Below are 16,939 nucleotides of genomic sequence, written 5' to 3'. Positions count from 1 at the left end.
TTCTCATTATGTACCCCAGTCTAACCTCGCCATGAAAATCAACAAATCATAAAAACCAAACATATGTTTGTAGTTTCCATAAATCAATCCAACATACTGATTTAAAATAAATTATAATAGGATAAAATATAGTTTACTCACTTGATGTATTTAGTTACCTGATTCTTATGAATTTTTCAGCATAATATTCGAGATAAACATCACATTTTTATGTCATTTGCTGGCTTTACCAATCTTACGATCATATTCTCATAATGAAAAAGAAATATAAAAATAGTCTTTACTGTCTGTCAGACATGAAATAAAACATCAGAACAAAAAAACAACCAAAGGTATGATATGTCAAAAAGGGAAAACCAGATATTGCAACTTCTAAAGCGTGATCCTTTCATTCAGCAACAAGAAATTGCTGATATTCTCGGAATCAGTCGCTCATGTGTTGCAGGACATATTATGAACCTAAGTAAAAAAGGTTATATTAAAGGCAAAGGGTATATTTTATCTAACGATGTTTATACTGTGACTATTGGTGCAGCGAATATAGATTTAACAAGCTATGCCTCAGCCAAATTAATTTATGAAGATTCCAACCCAGGGAAAATTATTTCTACGCCAGGCGGCGTAGGGAGAAATATCGCTCAAAATATTTCGCTATTGAAAAAAGAAAGTTATTTAATTTCCGTTATCGGTAACGATGCCAATGGCAACGCACTGTTTGATCATACAAAATCGGCTGGTGTTAATGTTAACTATTTCTATCAATTAGAGGGTGAAAAAACGTCAATGTGCAACTCTGTTATAGATGAAAATGGGAAATGTGTTGTTACTGTTAATGATATGAGCATTCTGGAAAAATTAACCCCTACGTTATTATCTCAAGCTAAATCTTTAATTCAGCATGCTAATGTGTTAGTAATTGACTGTAATTTAACTGAAGAAGCCCTAAAATGGCTATTTAATCATTCCGGTAATGTGCCAATTTTTGTTGATACGGTTTCAAGATCTAAAGCAGCCAAAATTCGCCATTTTCTATCACAGATCCATACCTTAAAACCCAACCGAACTGAAGCAGAGATCCTTAGCGGCATAAAAATTGAAACTCCAAAAGATGCCGCTGTTGCGGCACACTGGTTTCATCAACAAGGCGTCCAGCGCTTAATTTTGAGTATGGATGCAGAAGGTGTTTATTACAGTGAAATGGATAATACATCAGGATGTTCAAGTGCAATCAATACCCATATTGTTAATGCCAATGGTGCGGGTGATGCCATGATGGCTGGCCTTGTACATTGCTGGTTAGAAGGCATGGAACTGAAAGAAAGTGTTCGCTTTGCACAGCAATGTTCAGCACTAACACTCTCTTCAGAAAATATTGAGATACTTCCTAAGAATCGTATTTATTTTTAAACGACAAAAATAAAATCCCCTGATATCAAACACTGGATTCATCATTCCTATCGCACCTGCCAGGCCGAAGTTAAAGGGCAATTCATTGATATCAAAGTATAATCCAGATATTCATGTACCGTCATGGCATTACATATCAACACCAATGCTATTTTTTGCTAGAATTTGCGGCGTGAAATCAGCATTATCATAATGAATTAACAACAAATAATACCAACAAAGTTAATTAAACGGAAAGTATGAGCCAAAAAGTGACTGCTCCCCGCCCTGTCGGGCAAGGCTTCCCACTTCCTAGGCCGCAACCGTCTGTATGACGGATTTACGCTGGCCTCCATGGGCAGATTGCACGACGAGTCCCGCCGCACATAATTCCTGTATGCCCTTGCGTTCGATGTTGATTGCCGCGTTGATATCGCGGTCATGTTCAACTCCGCATTCAGGACATTGCCAGATTCGCTTATTTAACGGCATTTCTGGCATTTTGTGGCCACAACAGTGACAGGTTTTTGAACTGGCAAACCAGTGATCCAGTTTCACCAGATGCACCCCTTTCTCTGCGGCCTTGTATTCCAGTTTTGTGATGAACCCAGACCATCCAGCATCGCCGATAGCACGTGCCAGATGATGATTTTTCATCATATTTGCTGCTTTCAGTGTCTCCACAATGACCGCTTGGCTTTCGTCAACAATTGTGCGGGAGAGTTTATGCTGGAAATCAGCACGGGTATTGGCTACCCGTTCATGCACACCCGCAAGCTGTATACGGGCTTTGCGACGGTTCGCACTCCCCTTTTTCTTACGGGACAACGCCTTCTGTTTACGTCGCAGGTTGCGGCTGGCATTGATGAGATGGCGGGGATTCGGGGTTTTGTCACCATTCGATTTAATGGCGTAGTGCGAGAGTCCCATATCAATACCCGTAACAGTTGATATCAATGTGGGTTTCGCCGGCGCTTCTGTCCCGTCATCGCAAAGTATTGACGCATAATATTTCCCCGTTGCGCTGCGGCTCAGCGTGATACTTTTCAAGGAGCCCGTCATTTCACGATGTAAACGCGCTTCAATCGGTGAAACTTTCGGGATCTTGATCGCGCTATCAAGCACTTTAACCCCAACGCAATGATAGCTTGATTGTTTTCCATGCTTACTTTTAAATGCCGGAAAGCGCGCTCTCAGTTTCGGATTAAAAAAATGGGAAAAAGCCACATCAAGATTAATGACCGCCTGCTGCAATGCGATGGAATCATACGCTTTGAGCCAGGCATATTTACGGGATTTTTTCGCGACTGCCAACAGCGGTTTCAGATCTTTACGGGGGCTTAAACTGACACCGTGGCGCTGGTAAGCCTGTTTTTTGATGTGCAGAGCTTTGTTGTACGCAAAACGAACTGCGCCGAACTGGGCATTGAGAAACCCAGCCTGTTCCGGTGTCGGATAAATGCGTACTTTTGTGGCTCTTAACATGGTCAGCGCTCATTGATATAAGACTTTTATTTTAACAGGTTAATGGAGTATATCAATTGAGTAATCACGATGATTTACTGGCAGGGTTCCTCCGTAAACGACACAGTGTCAGCAAACTTGTTGTGCATCTGATTTTTACGACAAAATACCGCCGTAAACTGTTTGATGGACGAATGATAGAACAGTTGCGGCATGCTTTTGCTTCTGCTGCCGCAAAACTCGAATGTGAAATTATTGAGCAACTGTCTTTCGCTTTAAACCATGTGGAAAGATTCATCCCACGGTTTATTTGTTTTTATCATTGCATTGAAAATGACCAGTAACTTACGCATACAAGCAACGATTGAAATACTCAGAGCCTATGTTCAAAGCCAGACAACACCTGATTGATCTTTAAAGCCCTACGGGCTTTTCGCCTTATATCCCTACCCGCATTGGGCGAGGGTTTACGGCGGATTTTGCTAAATTTTCATATCAAAATTGATTAGAGTTAATAGCTGCCTTTTCATTTCTCAATGTTATAAAGCAAACAATAACAGACAGTATTGTTATTCCCATTAATGTATATACTAATACACTAAATGAATCGCTATAAATAGCTAGTAGTTCCTGCTCAGATAGATAAATAAATGAGTCTCTAGCATTATCAAAATTACCTGTTGTCAAATTACTTGCTGCTGTAGAAATCACATTGTGAGATTGTTGAGAAACTTGCTGTAAATTCATCTGTAGAAGAAAATTTAACATTGCTAGTGCGCCTGCAACACATATTGCCTCACCACAAGCTCGCATCGTCGTAAAAATGCCTGTTGCCATTCCTGCTCGCTCTATAGGAACTGCTCTAATTGAAAGATCATCCATTAACCCCCACGGAAATCCAGTTCCAATCCCTATTAACATCAGTGGAAAAATTAATTCTGTTGATTGTGCTCCAATAGGTATATTTGCTAACCATGCTAACCCTACCGCTGCACATAATAAACCAATACACGAAAGTGTTGGCGATGAAAACCAGCGAGTTAACAATGCCGCAAGAAAAGGAACAACAAGCATAGGAGCCGATAGTGCGATCATGACTTCTCCTGCTTTAATTGCACTATAACCTTCAATACCAATTAACCGAATTGGGAATAGAATAAGTAACACAATAAAACAAACCGCGGTTGCCAATGGTAAAAATTGTACTCCGACAAATTTTTTAAACCGAAAAAGCGATAGATCTAGCATTGGACGGGCATGTGATAATTCACATTTAATAAAAATAAACAACATCATGATGGAAGCACTGAACAATGCAATAACAGAAGTACTTCCAATACCACTCTGCGGAATTTGCATAATACCGAATGTTAGTAATACTAAAAATGCAGTAAAACTAAATACGCCTTTAATATCGAGTTTTACGGCGTTGGGATCGCGCGATTCACGCATCTGAATAACACCAATGACCAGTGCCACACCACCAAACAAAGCTCCCAGTAAAAATACAGACCTCCAGCCAAATACTTCTATTAGAGTACCTGATATCACGGGTCCAAATGCTAAACCCACACCAAAAGCTGTTCCTAATAAACCAAAAGCTTTTGTTCTTGCCCTTCCATCAAATTCCTGAGCTAATGCGGCATTCCCTCCAGCCATCGTCAAAGCGGCAAAAAAACCTTGTATTCCTCGCAATAAATCAAGAAAAACAACACTGCTCGCAACACTAACAATAAGAGAAAATAGTGTGAATCCAGTTATACCACTCACGAACATCTTCTTGCGTCCATATTGGTCAGCTAACGCTCCCGCTGCCATGACAGCACTACCAAAACTTAACGCAAACGCATTGATAACCCAAGATAATGCAATTGCACTACCTCCTAATTCAGATTGGATAGCAGGTAAAGCTACAGCCGGCCCTGTATATTCAAGAGGTAAAATCATCCCAGCGATACAAACAGCAGCTAATACCCAATAGCCACGCGATGGTTTCTTATTTTCTACCTGCATACCATATCCTCATCAAAATTTTAATAATTTGATTTTACTTATATAATATCATAATAATATTGCTATTTTCTCAAATAAAAATTGTGGAAATAACATGAATCATGATCTGGCCCTCTGGCATCTTTTTTTTCGGATTGTTGAAAAAGGAAGTTTGATAAAAGCAGCAAAAGATTTGCGATTAGATCCCTCTGTCGCGAGTCGGCGTTTAGCTACTCTTGAACATCAGTTAAAAGTTCAATTAATTAATCGTTCAACTAGGAAATTAAGCCTGACAGATACAGGAATACTGGCTTATGAGAAAATGCGCCCATTACTAAATGAAGTAGATAGTATCTTGAGTGATATCAGCGGTAATTCACTAGCGGGTAAAATTAAAATTACTGCCCCAGTAAATTTTGGAGAACACTATGTCACACAATGGCTAACTATATTTCAGCAAAAAAACCCAGACATTATATTTGACTTAGTTCTTTCAGATAATTGTCTAGATCTCCGGCAGGAAGGAATTGATCTTGCAATCCGAATTGGAGAATTATCAGTCTCAACATTAGTCGCTAAAAAATTGGGTAATATTTCTGGAGTATTGTGCGCAAGCCCAGTATATCTGAACAAATATGGAACTCCACTTCACCCACAAGATCTGACAAAACATAGATCTATTATTTATTCACTACATCAAAATGCCTACCCAGCTCGCCTACAGTTATCCTGTAATGGGCACATAGAACGAGTAGAGCTGTCCAGTAGCTTTTACCTTAATAATGTGGGAGCAATCTACCAAGCAGTATGTGACGGAGCTGGTATTCATGCAGGCCCAATGTGGTTATTCAATAAAGCTATTCAAGATGGAAAGCTAATCAGACTATTACCCGATTGGACTTTACCCATACTTCCTGTTCATCTTTTAAGATCACAAAATAGTTATGTCCTCAACCGAATAATTGCATTAAGTGATTGGATTGAAAAATGTTGGCCAACCGAAGGAATATAATAATTAAGCATATATCTCTATCAATAATAAACACGTCCCTGCTAAATAAATCACTAATTTTGTTATCACATTTAGATATAAATAAAATAATAAATAATGGGTTATTATCATGATCCTTGATAAATCAAATGTATCATAAGTTTTAAATAGTGAAGATGATTTATTATTGGTTCTGTCGAAAATAGGAAAGTCAGGTATACTGCCAGCCTATAAATCCGGAGCCAATACCGCGGCACTGGAGCGCATCAATAACCTTTTATTTCTCGGGCTCTGGCCTTGGCTGATTGAGATGAGCCGGATAAAATACCTGAACAACCGGGTGGAACAGGATCACCGGGGCATTAAGCGCATCACAAAGCCGATGCTCGGATTTAAATCATTTGAAACGGCAGTGGCCACGATTGCGGGAATAGAATTGCATCGAATGCTTAAAAAGGGACAGATGGAAAATGCCAGAGATATCCCAGCCTGGAAACAGTTTTATTCGTTATGCGCTTTTACTCCGGGTTTGCAAGCCTGATAGGTGTAATTTAATTGAAAGGTTTTACGGCCGGCATAACAGTGATAACGCTGGTGCCCACTACTCCCTTTTCCATGCCCTTTCGCATCTTCTGTTTTGTGACAATAACGACAAATCACATCAACTTTAGTCATATTCACCTACCATAAATTACCACAACATCTGATTATTGGGAGCATGACCGAAATACAGATAGTTCCCCGTCGCCGAGAAAAGCCATCCGCATGATGACTATTTTGGTTGATACTTCCGTCTGGGTTGACCATTCCAAAAACCGGAATGACGGGTTGATTCAGCTAAGAGAGTAACAAAGACATTAATCTATTGATTTAATTATATTTTGTAATTGACTATAAGAGAAGTGTATTTGGAGCGAGTGAAGGGAATCGAACCCTCGTATAGAGCTTGGGAAGCTCTCGTTCTACCATTGAACTACACTCGCATCAACGAAGTGATGGCGTTAAATATATACCTCTTACTGAATCTCAGCAAGTAGTATATCGTTAATATTTGTCTATATTTCAATCGGTTGTTTAAGATTTTTTGATGTATGTAAAAAAGCGCTGTCTGGTTAACCGGACAGCGCTTTTAGCTGGTTTTAATCGAGAAACGATTATTTATGCGTATGTGGACGCATTGCCGGGAACAGGATAACATCACGGATGGTGTGGCTGTCAGTAAACAACATCACCATACGGTCGATACCAATCCCTAAGCCTGCTGTTGGCGGCAAGCCGTGCTCCAACGCAGTAATGTAGTCTTCATCGTAGAACATCGCTTCGTCATCACCCTGATCTTTCTGGCGAACCTGCTCTGCAAAACGTTCTGCTTGATCTTCCGCGTCGTTCAGCTCCGAGAAGCCATTACCAATTTCACGGCCACCAATGAAGAATTCAAAACGATCAGTAATGAATGGATTATCATCGTTACGGCGTGCCAACGGAGAAACTTCTGCCGGATATTCTGTAATGAACGTCGGCTGAATCAGATGGCTTTCCGCGGTTTCTTCAAAGATTTCACACTGAATACGGCCTAAGCCCCAGCCCTTTTCAACGTCAATACCCAAGGATTTCGCGATAGCAACCGCTTTGTCCATATCATCCAAATCTGCCATGTTGGTTTCTGGACGATATTTGCAGATCGCTTCTTTCATGGTCATCTTGGCAAAAGGCTGACCAAAATCGAATTCCTGTTCGCCGTATTTCACCGATGTTGTACCCAGTACTTCTTGAGTCAGGGTACGGAACAGTTCTTCGGTCAGTACGATCAGATCCTGATAATCCGCGTATGCCATGTAGAGTTCCATCATCGTGAACTCTGGGTTGTGGCGCGGAGAAACACCTTCATTACGGAAGTTGCGGTTAATTTCGAAAACACGCTCAAAACCACCGACGACTAAACGTTTCAGGTACAGTTCTGGCGCAATACGCAGGTACATGTCGATATCCAACGCGTTATGGTGCGTAATGAATGGACGCGCACTTGCACCACCAGGGATCGCCTGCATCATTGGCGTTTCAACTTCCATAAAACCTTTTTGGATCATGAAGCTGCGTAATGCCGACATCACGCGGGAACGGATCTGGAATGCCTTGCGTGATTCATCGTTCGAGATCAAATCCAAATAACGCTGACGATAGCGAGTTTCCTGATCCGCCAAGCCGTGGAATTTATCCGGCAGTGGACGCAATGCCTTAGTCAGCAAACGCAACTCAGTACAATGGATAGAAAGTTCACCCGTTTGGGTTTTGAACAGCTTACCGCGCGCACCTAAAATGTCACCTAAATCCCATTTCTTGAACTGAGTGTTGTAAATGCCTTCCGGCAGGTCATCACGGGAAACATAGATCTGAATGCGCCCCCCCATGTCTTGCAGGGTGGCAAAAGAGGCTTTACCCATGATACGACGTGTCATCATGCGACCAGCAACAGTCACTTCGATGTCAAGCGCTTCCAATTCTTCCTTGGTCTTGTCATCGTATTTAGCATGCAGATCTACGGAAATGTTTTCGCGACGAAAATCATTTGGGAAAGCAATGCCGTTACTGCGCAGGGCAGCCAGTTTTTCACGGCGCGTTTTCAGTTCGTTATTTAAATCAGGAGCCTGTTCAGCACCTTGTTGTTGTTGTGACATTTTAGTTCCTCATAGGCCAGCTTTTAAACTTGCTTCAATGAATTTGTCCAGATCCCCATCTAGCACAGATTGAGTATTGCGGGTTTCTACACCAGTACGCAAATCCTTAATGCGAGAATCATCCAAAACGTAAGAGCGAATCTGGCTCCCCCAACCAATGTCCGATTTGTTATCTTCCATTGCTTGTTTATCTGCATTCTTCTTCTGCATTTCCAGTTCGTACAGTTTCGCTTTCAACTGCTTCATCGCCTGGTCTTTGTTTTTATGCTGAGAACGGTCTGTCTGACATTGGGTTACAATACCTGTCGGTACGTGGGTGATACGTACTGCAGATTCGGTTTTGTTAACGTGCTGACCACCAGCACCAGAGGCACGGTATACATCAATGCGTAAATCAGCTGGATTGATTTCGATATCAATATCATCATCCACTTCTGGATAGATAAAGGCAGAACTGAATGATGTATGGCGGCGACCACCTGAATCGAAAGGACTTTTACGTACTAAGCGATGAACGCCCGTCTCTGTACGCAACCAACCGTAAGCATATTCACCCATAATTTTGATGGTGGCAGATTTCAAACCCGCAACATCACCATCAGATTCTTCAATAATTTCTGTCTTAAAGCCTTTGGATTCTGCCCAACGCAGGTACATACGCATCAACATGCTGGCCCAATCCTGCGCTTCTGTACCGCCAGATCCCGCCTGAAGATCCAGATAGCAGTTTGCACTGTCATATTGGCCAGAAAACATGCGACGGAATTCCAGTTGACCCAGCTTCTCTTCCAGCTGTTCCAACTCAGCGACGGCTTCATTGAAGGTTTCTTCGTCATCAGCTTCAACGGCCAATTCCAGCAGGCCGTTCACATCTTCCAATCCCTGAGTCAGCTGATCAATGGTTTCTACGATGCTTTCAAGTGATGAACGCTCTTTACCCAACGCCTGTGCCCGTTCCGGTTCATTCCAGACATCAGGCTGTTCGAGTTCAGCATTGACTTCTTCTAAACGTTCTTTCTTGGCATCATAGTCAAAGATACCCCCTCAGAACTGCTGTCCGCTCAGACAGGTCCTGAATGTGATTTTTTACCGGATTAATTTCAAACATATTTCGTGTCTTATACGTTGTGTATTATGAATAAACGATGGTCGCATGGATATTTTCGAACCGTGCATTGTAACGGATCTATCAAGGGGTTCATACCCTTCCCTTTTTAAATGCAACTAGAAACCTAAGTTCATTCAATAGGGCCAAATATGCTGGATCAAAAGCTGAACATCACGATTACCACGAAATTCGTTAATATCCAGTTTATAGGCCAATTCTACTGTTTTGATACTATTATCCGGCCAGCAACTGACATCAATATTAAATGCAATGCCATCTAACATTGGTCCACCATTTAAGGGTTCCAGCATGACTTTTAGGTGCTTTTCACCCACAATACGCTGTTGCAGTAGTTTAAATTTGCCATCAAAAACCGGTTCCGCAAATGCCTGCCCCCACGGACCACCATCACGTAGGATTTCAGCCACTTCCAACGATAACTCTTCCAATGCTAATTCGCCGTCGCTCCAGATCACACCTTCAAGTTGGGCTATATCCATCCAGTCAGCGACCAGTTCGGAAAAATAGCGCTGAAAAAGATCAAATTTGTCTTGTTCAATCGACAATCCCGCTGCCATCGCATGACCTCCAAATTTCAACATCAGTCCTGGATGCAGAGTATCAAGACGTTCAAGTGCATCTCGCATATGTAAGCCATTTACGGAACGCCCAGAGCCTTTCAAAGTGCCATCGCCTGCCGGAGCAAAAGCAATGACTGGACGATGAAAACGCTCTTTAATACGTGATGCCAAAATACCCACTACCCCCTGATGCCATTCGGGATGGTAAATGGCTAATCCGTAAGGTAGCTGGGTATGGGTTCGCTCGATTTTATCGCAGATCTGCAAGGCTTCTTGCTGCATACCCTGTTCGATTTCCCGACGGGTTTGGTTCAGGCCATCCAACTCGCAAGCAATCTGGCGGGCTTGCGCCATGTCATCAGCCAGTAATAATGCCACCCCAACGGACATATCATCCAGACGTCCAGCGGCATTTAATCGTGGCCCCAACGCAAATCCCAAATCACTGGCGGCCAATTTTGTCGCATCCCGTTTGGAAACTTCGAGCAGCGCCCGTATTCCCACACAGCAACGCCCTGCCCGAATGCGATTGAGTCCTTGATATACCAGAATGCGATTATTGGTATCGAGGGGAACCACGTCAGCCACTGTACCTAATGCCACTAAATCCAGCAGTTCCGCCAAATTGGGTAATGGAATACCTTGTTGCTCAAACCATGCCAGTTTGCGCAATTCAGCCCTGAGTGCAGACATCAGATAAAATGCAACACCAACCCCTGCCAACGCCTTAGAAGGAAAAGCGCAGTCAACTAAATTAGGATTCATAATGGCATCTGCGGCTGGCAATGTTTCGCCCGGTAAATGGTGATCGGTGACGATCACCTTGATGCCATGTTGATGTGCCACGGCTACACCATCATGGGATGAGATCCCATTATCCACGGTGATAATCAGATCTGCGCTTCTTTTGACAACTTCATCAACCACCTGAGCGCTTAATCCATAACCATCTTCAAAACGGTTTGGCACAAGATAATCAAGGTTGCGATATCCCATTGCCCGCAAAGCGCGGATGCTCAAAGCGGTACTGGTTGCTCCATCTGCATCAAAATCGCCAACTACCACGATGCGCCAATGTTCATGTAATGCAGTGACCAATAGGGTAACAGCCTGCTCAATACCATTGAAGGATTGGTAATTGAGGAGTCCCTTTGCACTACGCTCCAGTTCATCAACTTGCTGTATACCACGCATAGCATATAAACGGCGCAATAACGGATGGATATCGTTGGGAAGATGGCCAGGATCCGCCACCGGTCGGCGGCGGAGTTGTATTTTTCTACTCACAGTTTCTTATTCATTGATTTTTTATTCACGAATTTTTGTATTTACTGAATGGGAACATAAACAATTTCAATTAATCGTCATGGTGTTCCAACGCAGCCAATAAATCTTTCGGTGACAAATAACCACCGAGCACGCTGCCATCTTTTAGGACGATAGCCGGTGTGCCCTGAACACCAAACTGCAAGCCTAACTGATATTGTTTAGCAATATCTGCCTTACACTCTTTAATTGGGGAGATATTTTCACCTTTGAAAGCAGCATTCAGTGATTTATTCGGTGTTGCACTGCACCAAATAGACTGCATATCTTTAGCTGACTGGTGTTGCAAACCATGACGAGGAAACGCCAGGTAACGGACAGTAATCCCCAATTCGTTGTATTCTTGCATACTCTCATGCAATTTACGGCAATAGCCACAGGTAATATCAGTAAAAACAGTAACAACATGTTTTTCTTTTGGCGCTTTGTAAATAATCATTTGATTTTTCAAAGCTTCCAATTTTTTAACCAGAACCTGGTTGCTGATATTTTTGGGTACTTTGCCACTAACATCATAAAGTGGCCCTTGTAATAGGTACTTACCATCATCCGATAGGTAAATAATGCCATGCTCAGTTAAAATTGAACTCACACCGGGTAGTGGTGATGGCGTGATACTTTCTGCCTTAATTCCCATTTTAGACAATGTGTTATTGATAGCACTCTCATCAGCAAAGGCGTTGCTGGCAACAGCAGTCAACAGTAATGAAAGGCAAAACGCGATCTTCTTCATTATTTGTTCCTTTATTTTCACTTAATCCCGCAGTTACCCACGGGGGTGATGTTGTTGATGCAGCACTTTGAGACGTTCGGTGGCTACATGGGTGTAAATCTGGGTTGTGGAGAGGTCACTATGACCTAATAACATCTGCACAACACGTAAGTCTGCACCATGATTAAGTAAATGTGTTGCAAAAGCATGGCGTAAGACATGGGGTGACAAGCGTTCAGCATCAATGCTTGCCAATACGGCATAGTGTTTGATCCGATGCCAGAACGTCTGGCGTGTCATCTGCGTTCCCCGCTTACTGGGGAAAAATACATCAGATACAGAACCATTCAATAACCACGGGCGTCCATATTCCAGATATTTTTCCAGCCAATAAACCGCCTCTTCTCCCAAAGGAACCAACCTTTCCTTATTGCCCTTCCCCACAATTCTGATCACTCCCTGGCGTAAGCTCACATCAGATAAGGTCAGGCCAACCAGTTCTGAAACTCGCAATCCGCAAGCATAAAGCACTTCCAGCATGGCTTTATCTCGCAATTCGAGTGGTTGGTCAACCAAAGGCGCGTTTAGCAAATCCTCAACTTGTTTTTCACTTAAATCCTTGGGCAGACGTTTAGGCAATTTAGGCGCAGATAATAATGCGGTTGGATCATCTTCCCGCATTCTTTCACGATATAGATACTGAAACAACCGCCGCATTGCACTCAACAAGCGGGCTGAACTACTGGCTTTATAACCGCCATCCACTCGCTCAGCTAAAAACGACTGTAATTCTATCGGCTGTACTGAAAGTAAATCGTGATCATAATGCATCAACCAATTGTTCAAAGCTTGTAAATCAAGCCGATAAGAAGCCAGGGTGTTTTCGGCCAGATCTTTTTCCAGCCAGATGGTATCGAGAAATTGCTCTATCAGGGGATTAGCCGATGGGGGATTATCTAATAGGTTATGTTTTTTTGGCATTATGTCTCTTTATTCCTTCTTTTTGTCTGCCTATCTGTGCCTTCCAATCGGGCTATTATGCCTGAAAAAGCAATTATTCTGTTACAATACCGATCTTGATATTCGAAATTCCCTGATAACTTAATGATGAAAATTGGTCTCTTTTACGGCTCCAGTACCTGCTATACAGAAATGGTAGCAGAAAAAATACGCGATATACTCGGTGAAGATCTGATCGACCTGCATGATGTCAAGGATTGTGATCCCTGCTTGATGGAAGAATATTCTGTCCTGATCCTCGGTATCCCGACTTGGGACTTCGGCGAATTACAGGAGGATTGGCAGGCTATTTGGGATCGACTTCCCTCGTTAGATCTGGCAGGAAAAATCGTTGCTATGTATGGCATGGGTGATCAGATCGATTATGGCGAGTGGTTTCTGGATGCATTGGGAATGCTGTATCACCATCTGCTACCAACGGGTGTACAGTTTATAGGGTTTTGGCCAACAGACGGTTATGAATTTACCAGCCCGAAACCGTTGTTCGAAGATGGCAAACATTTTGTCGGGCTGGCTCTGGATGATGTGAACCAATTCGAACAAACAGATGAACGCTTAGGTGAATGGTGCATGCAGATATTGTCTGAAATGGAAGCGTTGTTTTAGCCATCATCACCGTCCAGGGTATTGGCGCATCAATTGATTCAAATGACGCCAGGCCGCGGGCGACATACTATCTGATGCTATCCATAACCGAACGTACCTATTTTCTGCCTGACTAAATGCATGGAGCATAACCATCATCCCATAGCGATGGAGCCACGGGGGCTGGGCGATACGCCAGGCAGCTTTTTGCCAATGCACTTTGTTGCCTTCGAACAATACCAACTGCCCCTGACACTGCCGGATATTTTTCTGGCTCCACGCCAAGCTACTTATAACGATGGCAAACAGTGGAAACCAGAAAAATAAAAGCCCCAAAAAAGCACTGTAAATCGGCCAAGGTGCCAGCAAAGCAGCAATTACGACTGCGCCATGCACACCCGTGGAAAACAGGCGAGTCTGGCGAGACACCCTTAATTTATTGTTCCACAGGACCACGGGCTTGGTTTCTGCTCTGGATCAATTTCACCATATGGTACAGTTCATCATCTTCGGGCCGTCCATGATTCATCAGCCAATTGAAAAGATCAGGATCGGGGCACTCCAGCAAACGAACGAAAATCCGTTTGTCATCATCACCCAATGAATCATATTCATATTCAAAAAATGGCATGATAGAAATATCCAGTTCACGCATTCCACGACGACATGCCCAGTGAATACGTGCTTTATTCTCAATATCCATGTTTAAAAAGCCTCTTTATCATTTTCATTCGTGCCATTAAGACGGTAAGCAGATTATCAACGATTCTGGGCTGTTTTTCATCATCTGCCTCGGTGAGATCACAAGATATATCGATAAGATGCGAAGCCTATCGCAACAAATTGACCATGCATGCCTTATCTGTAAATAACAAACATAATCCCTTTGCATTAAACTGCATCTCTTTTACCATTAGTGTTATTTCTTAGTTAGTTTACTGGCAGGAGCTGCTATGACTTACCACACACCGTTTTCTGCACAAGATCCATCCCCTTCGGCAACACTACCACTGACTTTAATTTCCCTTGATGATTGGGGGATAGTGACAGCCATTGGTGCTGATGCGAAAAAGTATCTGCAAGGTCAGATTACAGCCGATCTGACTTCCCTGAATGATAACCAGCACGTATTAACTGCCCATTGTGATGCCAAGGGCAAGATGTGGAGTAACTTACGCCTGTTTCAGCGTGGTGAAGGTTTTGCCTATATTGAACGCCGTTCATTGTTGGAAACCCAATTAACCGAATTGAAAAAGTATGCTGTGTTTTCCAAAGTAACACTTGCCAAAGATGAAGCAAATATCTTGCTCGGTATCGCTGGCACAGGAAGCCGGGAAGCGCTGACTCCCCTCTTTCCAACCCTGCCTGATACCGAATCTCCTGTTATCCAACACGAAGCTACCACCCTCCTCCACTTCGCCCTTCCCGCTGAACGTTTCCTTATCGTCACGGACAACACAACTGCCGCTAAATTAACCGAAACGTTAATCGCAACATGTCAACCGCAGTTGAATGACAGCCAGCAATGGCTGGCGTTGGAAATTGAAGCCGGGTTCCCAGTGATTGATGCTGCCAGCAGCGCACAATTTATTCCACAGGCCACCAACCTTCAAGCAATCGAAAATAGTATCTGCTTCAAGAAAGGCTGTTATACCGGTCAAGAAATGGTAGCCAGAGCCAAATATCGTGGAGCAAACAAGCGAGCCATGTACTGGCTGGCAGGTAATGCTGCTTCCCTACCGGCTGTTGGCGATGATTTGGAATGGCAATTGGGCGAGAAATGGCGTCGAACCGGTTCAGTATTGGCAGCAGTCAAACTGGTTGATGGCTCAATCTGGGTACAAGTGGTCATGAATAATGATATGGAAGCAGGGAGCGTATTTCGTATTCGTGATGATGAAAGTAGTACTCTTACCATTCAAACATTGCCTTATTCACTAGACGAAGAAAAATAACTATTGAGGTTTTTGTATGTCATTAGCTGTACCTCCTGTTGATTTCGGCCCTTTTACCGATGTCATTGCGTTTCTTATGGAACTGGATCAATTAAAATATGTACATCGCAAGACCAAGTTATTGAATAATGCGCGCCATGAAAACTCCGCTGAACATAGCTGGCATTTTGCCATTGCTGTGCTTGGTTTTGCTCCTTATGCCGGAGATGTGGATATTAGCCGCGTCATGCAGATGGCTTTGATTCATGACATTGTTGAGATCGATACGGGCGATGTTATCGCGTTCGATCTGGCTGCCCGTGAAGCCATTCACGAACATGAAGTGAAAGCGGCTAACCGTATTTTTGGCTTACTGCCGGAAACCCAGGGAAAATATTTTCTGGAACTGTGGCACGAATACGAAGATGCCATCACGCCAGAAGCACGTTTTGCTAAAACCCTCGATAGAATTATGCCGGTATTTATGAACCTGCATAACCAAGGACAGAGTTGGGTCGAAAATAATATTCGCTTTGAGCAAGCTTACAACCTGCTCCATTTTGTTTCCGAAAGTTATCCTGAACTATGGAAATACCTGCTGCTACAATTGGAAGCAGCAAAAGAAAAAGGTTGGTTGAAATAATTTTTCGCTTTTTCTCTTCGAAACCAAGCTGTCAGCTACAAACTGGCAGCTTTAAAATACTTTCTTACGCGCATTCAATTAGCTGATGTGATGGCAGTAAAAATGGTCTGCAACAGAATCAAATGCAATATGTCGCTACGAGCCATATGGGCTTGAATTGAACAACAATCCCATGAAACATTGGATTAATGAGCGCTATAGAGAATGAATCCGCAAGTTTCAGACGTGCAAATTTCTCACACTTAGCTTTCAGTTTTTCCTCAAGGCAACGTGTCCCCTCCCCCTATTTCAATCGCTGTCGAGGTGCAAGTTTGGTATAAGTGATTGAGGTTTAGGACTGTATATTAATTGTCTAATTGAATGTGAAAAGCTCCCGAAGGAGCTGAGTTAACTTTATCAGGTGCGCCGTAAAACCCCGACCTTCAGGGCGGGGATATAAGGCGTACCTGATAATAACAGCATAACTATTTTACCAGTTAGTCAATAATCGAATTTCAACTTGCCAGATCACATCAATCAGTA

General features: G+C 42.9%; 15 protein-coding genes, 1 tRNA gene and 2 pseudogenes. 7 read left to right on the top strand and 11 right to left on the bottom strand.

Going from position 1 to position 16,939, the window contains the following annotated elements; translation table 11 throughout:
* Nucleotides 1–339: 339 nt before the first annotated feature.
* The gene (locus WDV74_RS04090) at nucleotides 340–1,407 is read left to right on the top strand and encodes a PfkB family carbohydrate kinase (RefSeq protein ID WP_338884788.1); all 1,068 of its coding nucleotides are present in this window, start codon (nucleotides 340–342) and stop codon (nucleotides 1,405–1,407) included.
* Nucleotides 1,408–1,698: 291 nt separating this feature from the next.
* On the opposite strand, the gene WDV74_RS04085 is transcribed toward WDV74_RS04090, so the two are convergent.
* Nucleotides 1,699–2,871, bottom strand: a complete 1,173-nt coding sequence (locus WDV74_RS04085; protein ID WP_338884786.1) for an RNA-guided endonuclease TnpB family protein — start codon at nucleotides 2,869–2,871, stop codon at nucleotides 1,699–1,701.
* A 56-nt stretch (nucleotides 2,872–2,927) separates the two neighbouring features.
* On the opposite strand from WDV74_RS04085, the pseudogene WDV74_RS04080 reads away from it, so the two are divergent.
* Nucleotides 2,928–3,110: pseudogene (locus WDV74_RS04080) on the top strand (transposase); the annotation flags it as partial.
* A gap of 235 nt (nucleotides 3,111–3,345) precedes the next feature.
* On the opposite strand, the gene WDV74_RS04075 reads toward WDV74_RS04080, so the two are convergent.
* Nucleotides 3,346–4,863: an MFS transporter gene (locus WDV74_RS04075; RefSeq protein WP_338884785.1), complete on the bottom strand. Its 1,518-nt coding sequence runs from the start codon at nucleotides 4,861–4,863 to the stop codon at nucleotides 3,346–3,348.
* Between the two features lie 94 nt (nucleotides 4,864–4,957).
* Here WDV74_RS04075 and WDV74_RS04070 point away from each other — a divergent pair, with 94 nt between their 5' ends.
* Both WDV74_RS04070 and WDV74_RS04065 read left to right on the top strand, forming a co-directional pair.
* Entirely contained in the window at nucleotides 4,958–5,854 is an 897-nt protein-coding gene (locus tag WDV74_RS04070; RefSeq protein ID WP_338884783.1) for a LysR substrate-binding domain-containing protein, read from the top strand.
* A 211-nt stretch (nucleotides 5,855–6,065) separates the two neighbouring features.
* A pseudogene (locus WDV74_RS04065) lies at nucleotides 6,066–6,374 on the top strand (DDE-type integrase/transposase/recombinase); the annotation flags it as partial.
* On the opposite strand, the gene WDV74_RS04060 reads toward WDV74_RS04065, so the two are convergent.
* The 7 genes from WDV74_RS04060 to xerD form a co-directional block, all read right to left on the bottom strand.
* Complete coding sequence (locus tag WDV74_RS04060) at nucleotides 6,335–6,508, bottom strand: IS1 family transposase (protein ID WP_338884781.1); 174 nt, start codon at nucleotides 6,506–6,508, stop codon at nucleotides 6,335–6,337. The pseudogene WDV74_RS04065 and the gene WDV74_RS04060 overlap by 40 nt on opposite strands.
* 234 nt (nucleotides 6,509–6,742) lie before the next feature.
* Nucleotides 6,743–6,816, bottom strand: a tRNA-Gly gene (locus tag WDV74_RS04055).
* 171 nt (nucleotides 6,817–6,987) lie between these two features.
* Nucleotides 6,988–8,508 (bottom strand): lysine--tRNA ligase, encoded by a 1,521-nt coding sequence (gene lysS / locus WDV74_RS04050; RefSeq protein ID WP_273570444.1) that lies wholly within the window; start codon nucleotides 8,506–8,508, stop codon nucleotides 6,988–6,990.
* Between the two features lie 9 nt (nucleotides 8,509–8,517).
* A protein-coding gene (gene prfB, locus WDV74_RS04045; RefSeq protein WP_189760350.1) for a peptide chain release factor 2 occupies nucleotides 8,518–9,616 on the bottom strand; the annotation gives its coding sequence in 2 pieces (ribosomal slippage) (nucleotides 8,518–9,540 and nucleotides 9,542–9,616; 1,098 coding nt in all).
* A 134-nt stretch (nucleotides 9,617–9,750) separates the two neighbouring features.
* The gene (gene recJ / locus WDV74_RS04040) at nucleotides 9,751–11,484 is read right to left on the bottom strand and encodes a single-stranded-DNA-specific exonuclease RecJ (RefSeq protein ID WP_338884779.1); all 1,734 of its coding nucleotides are present in this window, start codon (nucleotides 11,482–11,484) and stop codon (nucleotides 9,751–9,753) included.
* Between the two features lie 70 nt (nucleotides 11,485–11,554).
* Complete coding sequence (dsbC, locus tag WDV74_RS04035) at nucleotides 11,555–12,256, bottom strand: bifunctional protein-disulfide isomerase/oxidoreductase DsbC (protein ID WP_338884777.1); 702 nt, start codon at nucleotides 12,254–12,256, stop codon at nucleotides 11,555–11,557.
* 33 nt (nucleotides 12,257–12,289) lie between these two features.
* Nucleotides 12,290–13,216 (bottom strand): site-specific tyrosine recombinase XerD, encoded by a 927-nt coding sequence (xerD, locus tag WDV74_RS04030; protein WP_338884775.1) that lies wholly within the window; start codon nucleotides 13,214–13,216, stop codon nucleotides 12,290–12,292.
* A gap of 126 nt (nucleotides 13,217–13,342) precedes the next feature.
* Here xerD and fldB point away from each other — a divergent pair, with 126 nt between their 5' ends.
* Complete coding sequence (gene fldB / locus WDV74_RS04025) at nucleotides 13,343–13,861, top strand: flavodoxin FldB (RefSeq protein ID WP_338885529.1); 519 nt, start codon at nucleotides 13,343–13,345, stop codon at nucleotides 13,859–13,861.
* 6 nt (nucleotides 13,862–13,867) lie between these two features.
* Here fldB and WDV74_RS04020 read toward each other — a convergent pair whose 3' ends face one another.
* Together WDV74_RS04020 and sdhE are read right to left on the bottom strand one after the other, a co-directional pair.
* Entirely contained in the window at nucleotides 13,868–14,296 is a 429-nt protein-coding gene (locus tag WDV74_RS04020; RefSeq protein WP_338884774.1) for a protein YgfX, read from the bottom strand.
* A complete protein-coding gene (sdhE, locus tag WDV74_RS04015; protein WP_338804699.1) occupies nucleotides 14,277–14,543 on the bottom strand; it encodes an FAD assembly factor SdhE in 267 nt (88 codons plus the stop codon). The genes WDV74_RS04020 and sdhE overlap by 20 nt, the downstream gene beginning before the upstream one ends.
* A 250-nt stretch (nucleotides 14,544–14,793) precedes the next feature.
* Here sdhE and ygfZ point away from each other — a divergent pair, with 250 nt between their 5' ends.
* Together ygfZ and WDV74_RS04005 are read left to right on the top strand one after the other, a co-directional pair.
* A complete protein-coding gene (gene ygfZ / locus WDV74_RS04010; protein WP_338884773.1) occupies nucleotides 14,794–15,795 on the top strand; it encodes a tRNA-modifying protein YgfZ in 1,002 nt (333 codons plus the stop codon).
* A 16-nt stretch (nucleotides 15,796–15,811) separates the two neighbouring features.
* Nucleotides 15,812–16,417 carry an HD domain-containing protein gene (locus WDV74_RS04005; RefSeq protein WP_338884772.1) on the top strand — a complete coding sequence of 202 codons (606 nt, stop codon included), beginning with the start codon at nucleotides 15,812–15,814 and terminating at the stop codon, nucleotides 16,415–16,417.
* The last annotated feature ends 522 nt before the right edge of the window (nucleotides 16,418–16,939 follow it).

The organism is Xenorhabdus sp. TH1 (assembly GCF_037260955.1).
Taxonomy (GTDB): Bacteria; Pseudomonadota; Gammaproteobacteria; order Enterobacterales; family Enterobacteriaceae; genus Xenorhabdus; species Xenorhabdus griffiniae.
The sequence above is the reverse complement of the archived record's forward strand: the minus strand, read 5'-3'. Positions and strand labels throughout refer to the sequence as shown.

Excerpts from the sequence above, each read along its gene's own strand:
- fldB (WP_338885529.1), top strand. The coding sequence starts at position 13,343 with ATGAAAATTGGTCTCTTTTACGGCTCCAGTACCTGCTATACAGAAATG.
- WDV74_RS04090 (WP_338884788.1), top strand. The coding sequence starts at position 340 with ATGTCAAAAAGGGAAAACCAGATATTGCAACTTCTAAAGCGTGATCCT.
- WDV74_RS04070 (WP_338884783.1), top strand. The coding sequence starts at position 4,958 with ATGAATCATGATCTGGCCCTCTGGCATCTTTTTTTTCGGATTGTTGAA.
- lysS (WP_273570444.1), bottom strand. The coding sequence starts at position 8,508 with ATGTCACAACAACAACAAGGTGCTGAACAGGCTCCTGATTTAAATAAC.
- WDV74_RS04005 (WP_338884772.1), top strand. The coding sequence starts at position 15,812 with ATGTCATTAGCTGTACCTCCTGTTGATTTCGGCCCTTTTACCGATGTC.
- xerD (WP_338884775.1), bottom strand. The coding sequence starts at position 13,216 with ATGCCAAAAAAACATAACCTATTAGATAATCCCCCATCGGCTAATCCC.
- sdhE (WP_338804699.1), bottom strand. The coding sequence starts at position 14,543 with ATGGATATTGAGAATAAAGCACGTATTCACTGGGCATGTCGTCGTGGA.
- WDV74_RS04075 (WP_338884785.1), bottom strand. The coding sequence starts at position 4,863 with ATGCAGGTAGAAAATAAGAAACCATCGCGTGGCTATTGGGTATTAGCT.
- WDV74_RS04085 (WP_338884786.1), bottom strand. The coding sequence starts at position 2,871 with ATGTTAAGAGCCACAAAAGTACGCATTTATCCGACACCGGAACAGGCT.
- ygfZ (WP_338884773.1), top strand. The coding sequence starts at position 14,794 with ATGACTTACCACACACCGTTTTCTGCACAAGATCCATCCCCTTCGGCA.
- dsbC (WP_338884777.1), bottom strand. The coding sequence starts at position 12,256 with ATGAAGAAGATCGCGTTTTGCCTTTCATTACTGTTGACTGCTGTTGCC.
- WDV74_RS04060 (WP_338884781.1), bottom strand. The coding sequence starts at position 6,508 with ATGACTAAAGTTGATGTGATTTGTCGTTATTGTCACAAAACAGAAGAT.